Annotated in this window: 5 protein-coding genes; all 5 read left to right on the top strand. The window is 49.6% G+C overall.

The window, feature by feature from the left end; genetic code table 11:
- A partial coding sequence (locus ACKOVI_RS03245; protein WP_509602597.1) for a 3'-5' exonuclease occupies positions 1 to 718 on the top strand: 718 nt, incomplete at its 5' end.
- Positions 719 to 785: 67 nt separating this feature from the next.
- Positions 786 to 1,952: an ADP-forming succinate--CoA ligase subunit beta gene (gene sucC / locus ACKOVI_RS03250; protein WP_509602598.1), complete on the top strand. Its 1,167-nt coding sequence runs from the start codon at positions 786 to 788 to the stop codon at positions 1,950 to 1,952.
- Positions 1,952 to 2,833: a succinate--CoA ligase subunit alpha gene (sucD, locus tag ACKOVI_RS03255; protein ID WP_509602599.1), complete on the top strand. Its 882-nt coding sequence runs from the start codon at positions 1,952 to 1,954 to the stop codon at positions 2,831 to 2,833. Before sucC ends, sucD begins: the two co-directional genes overlap by 1 nt.
- A 31-nt stretch (positions 2,834 to 2,864) precedes the next feature.
- Entirely contained in the window at positions 2,865 to 3,914 is a 1,050-nt protein-coding gene (locus ACKOVI_RS03260; protein ID WP_509602600.1) for a cell division protein PerM, read from the top strand.
- The coding region (locus ACKOVI_RS03265; RefSeq protein ID WP_509602601.1) for a formyltransferase family protein at positions 3,911 to 4,120 on the top strand (210 nt) is incomplete at its 3' end. The genes ACKOVI_RS03260 and ACKOVI_RS03265, both read left to right, overlap by 4 nt.

Here is a 4,120-nt window from a genome sequence, read left to right on the forward strand (position 1 = left end):
CCCACAAGATGAAGTACGTGTCGAGAACTTACAAGAACTGGTATCTGCATCCATCGAATATGAAGAACGTGACTTTGAAGAGCTCGGTGAAGATGAAGTCATCTCACTCGGTGGTTTTCTTGAGAAAGTTTCTCTCGTTGCTGATGCGGATGAAATTCCTGATGGCGAAGACCACGGGGGAGTTGTTACTTTGATGACACTTCACACTGCAAAGGGACTTGAATTTCCAACAGTCTTTCTCACGGGTATGGAAGACGGCATATTCCCCCATGCTCGAACTTTCGATGACCCCAAAGAGATAGAAGAAGAACGTCGTCTTGCCTATGTTGGTCTTACGCGAGCAGAGAAGCGTTTATACATTTCACGTGCTGAGTACCGTTTAACTTTTGGAACACCGAAGTACAACCCTGCATCACGATTTCTCGATGAGATTCCTTCAACTTTGATTGAGTGGAAGAACGAAGGTAAACCTTCTTACACATCTTCAAGCGCCGTTCGAAAATCACGAGTTGCGACAGCTCCACCACCGCGCGCCACGGGCAAGGTTTCATCTGCCATGGTGCTTGAAATCGGCCAGCGTGTGTCACATGACACATTCGGCCTCGGCACCGTTGTGGCCGTTGCAGGAGTCGGCGATAAATCGGAGGCGACTATTAACTTCGGCGCATATGGCGATAAACGCCTCTTGCTGCGCTACGCGCCAGTGACTCCGCTGTAAAAGACGGCACTCACGCGGGTTTAGGATTGCCCCAGTATCTTTTACCCGAAGCGTTTAGGAGCCATGAGTGGATCTCTACGAATATCAAGCCCGCGATCTCTTTGAAAAGCACACCGTCCCAGTTCTTAAGGGTGCAGTGGCAACAACACCAGAAGCAGCTCGTGATGCAGCAGCTGATATGGGTGGAAAGGTCGTCGTTAAGGCGCAGGTCAAAGTTGGTGGACGCGGTAAGGCAGGTGGAGTAAAGCTTGCAGTCGATGCCGCAGATACCTTTGAAAAAGCATCAGCAATTCTCGGAATGGATATCAAGGGCCACACTGTTCACAAAGTGATGATCGCCCAAGCGGCTCCGATTGTTGATGAGTACTACATGTCTATTCTTCTCGATCGCTCCAACCGCACATTCCTTGTCATGGCATCTGTTGCGGGTGGAATGGATATCGAAGAAGTTGCACATACAACTCCTGAAAAGCTTGCGAAGGTTCCAGTAAGTGCAGTCGATGGCATCGATAAGGCGCTCGCAACAAAGATTATTACTCAGGCACAGTTCCCGGCAGATGTTGCTGATCAAGTTGCTGATGTTCTTGTGAAGTTGTGGGAGACATTCCAATCAGAGGATGCAACTCTCGTTGAAGTTAATCCATTGGTAAAGACTGAAGACGGTCGCATCATTGCACTCGATGGCAAGGTCTCACTCGACGAGAATGCAGATTTCCGTCAGCCAGATCACACAGCATTGGTTGATACAGCAACTGCTAATGCACTGGAAGAAGCAGCGAAGGCTAAGGGTCTTAACTACGTCAAGCTCGATAACGGTCAGGTGGGAATCATCGGAAACGGTGCAGGACTTGTAATGTCGACGCTCGATGTCGTTGCCTACGCTGGTGAGAAGTTCGGTGGAATGCGCCCAGCAAACTTCCTCGATATCGGAGGCGGAGCCTCAGCACAGGTAATGGCAGATGGACTCTCCATCATTCTCGGTGACCCAGATGTGAAGAGCGTCTTCGTGAACGTCTTCGGCGGAATCACTGCATGCGATGCTGTTGCAAACGGAATCGTTCAGGCGCTAGAGCTTTTGGGCGATAAGGCAACTAAGCCAATCGTTGTTCGCCTTGATGGCAACAATGTCCTTGAAGGACGTGCAATTTTGAACGCTGCAAACCACCCACTGGTTGAGCAGGCAGAGACTATGGATGGAGCAGCATCACGCGCTGCAGAATTGGCGGCAAAGTAATGTCAATCTTTATTAACTCTTCCAGCAAGATCATCGTTCAGGGCATGACAGGTTCGGAAGGAACAAAGCACACTCGTCGCATGTTGGCATCTGGTTCAAAAGTTGTCGGTGGAGTTACACCAGGCAAGGGCGGACAAGTCGTCGATATCGACGGCACATCGCTGCCAGTCTTCAACACAGTAGCCGAGGCAATGGCTGCAACAGGTGCAAATGTCTCTGTGGTCTTCGTTCCGCCTAAGTTTGCAAAGGCGGCAGTTATCGATGCAATCGATGCCAAGATGCCTTTGGTTGTTGTTATCACTGAAGGAATTCCAGTTCATGACTCTGCATACTTCTATGCATATTCATTGAAGTCTGGAACAACACAGATCATCGGACCTAACTGCCCAGGACTCATCAGCCCAGAGCAGTCAAACGTCGGAATCATTCCTGCTGACATCACAAAGAAGGGTCCGATTGGACTCGTTTCAAAGTCAGGAACACTTACTTATCAGATGATGTACGAACTCCGCGATATCGGATTCTCAACAGCTGTTGGAATCGGTGGGGACCCAGTTATCGGAACAACTCATATTGATTGCCTTCGCGCATTCCAAGATGATCCTGAGACAGAAGCAATCGTGATGATTGGTGAAATCGGCGGAGATGCCGAAGAGCGTGCGGCTGCATTTATCGCAGAGTATGTGAAGAAGCCGGTTGTCGGTTACGTCGCAGGCTTTACTGCACCTGAAGGAAAGACAATGGGCCACGCTGGCGCGATTGTCTCTGGCTCTTCAGGTACAGCTCAGGCTAAGAAGGATGCTCTTGAAGCAGCTGGCGTAAAGGTTGGACAAACCCCTAGCGAGACAGCGCGCTTGATGCGCGAGATTCTCGGACGTTAATTCAACGATGCAACGCGTCCTCTCGGTCTCGTTGTCACACGCAATACGTGGAGCAGCACTTGTGCTGCTCCCGTTTGCATTTATAGCGCTAGTTGCATGGGCGACTGCGGGAAGCGCAACAGGAACAACCACCGATCCCATTCGCGGAGCGGCTTGGATCTGGCTTGGCGCACACCACATCCCATTTTCATTAGCCCTGCCGCCTACCGGAATTCCAGGCTATTTCTCCTATCTTCCCTGGGGAGCAATCGCACTGCCTTTCTTGGCGATACGTTCAACCTTTAATCGCGCACTTGATCGTTTGCAAGGAGATTTTCACGATATCAATGGCGTGCGCACTATTTACGCAATCTTCTACACAATCATCGTGACCGCTCTTGCATACCTGACAACATCACCAACAGTGAAGCCACAGTGGTACCTAGCTCCGTTATTTGCATTCTTTATCTCTCTTATTGCAACTCTTACCTGTGGTCCGCGATTGCCAATCTCAACCCCAGTCATCATTGCGACTCGTATCATGGCTGTAGTTGTGGGCAGTGCGCTGCTGGTTGTAGGCATTTTGATTTTCTTAAACTTCGATCAAGTGAAGACTCTTTCCGTTGCACTTCAGCCAGGAATTTTCGGGGGAGCGCTCCTCTTGCTCCTTAATCTTCTCTATCTTCCTAATGCGGCAATTGCGCTTGCTTCATACGTTGCAGGCTCGGGCTTTGCAGTTGGTGCGGGGACTTTGATTTCACCATGGTGGCTTCACTCTGATCAGTTGCCGGTATTTCCCCTCCTGGGGATTCTTCCCACACACCGCCACCCGCTATTGATTGCATCCGCCCTCTTCTTTGTAGCAATCGGTGCATTGCTTGCTTATTGGACACTCGAATCCGGAATTCAACTCTTACTTCAAACTGCAATATTCCTAACAGTTTTCATTGTTCTTACTGCCTACCTCTCCAGCGGCTCTTTGATGACGGATGAAATGGGCGCTTTTGGTGTCTCTATTTGGAAGTTTGGATTGACTGCAATTCTTGAAATCGCAATTGGTGCGGCCTTTACAACCTTTATCGCCGCAAGAAATCAGCGATGAAGCGCATCGTCATTCTTGCCTCTGGTTCTGGCTCACTTGCACAATCAATCTTCGATGCAGATTTCAGCAGTGAAGGTGCAGAAGTTGTAGCCCTTATCTGCGACAAGCCTGGTGCACATGTATTGCAACGTGCCGAGATGCGACATATTGAAAGTTATTTGATTCCAATGCTTGCCGATCGTTCACTTTGGAATACAGAACTGGAA

The organism is Candidatus Planktophila sp. (genome assembly GCF_046070465.1).
Lineage (GTDB): Bacteria > Actinomycetota > Actinomycetes > Nanopelagicales > Nanopelagicaceae > Planktophila.

Coding starts and splice junctions, on each gene's coding strand:
- sucD (WP_509602599.1), top strand. CDS start 1,952: ATGTCAATCTTTATTAACTCTTCCAGCAAGATCATCGTTCAGGGCATG.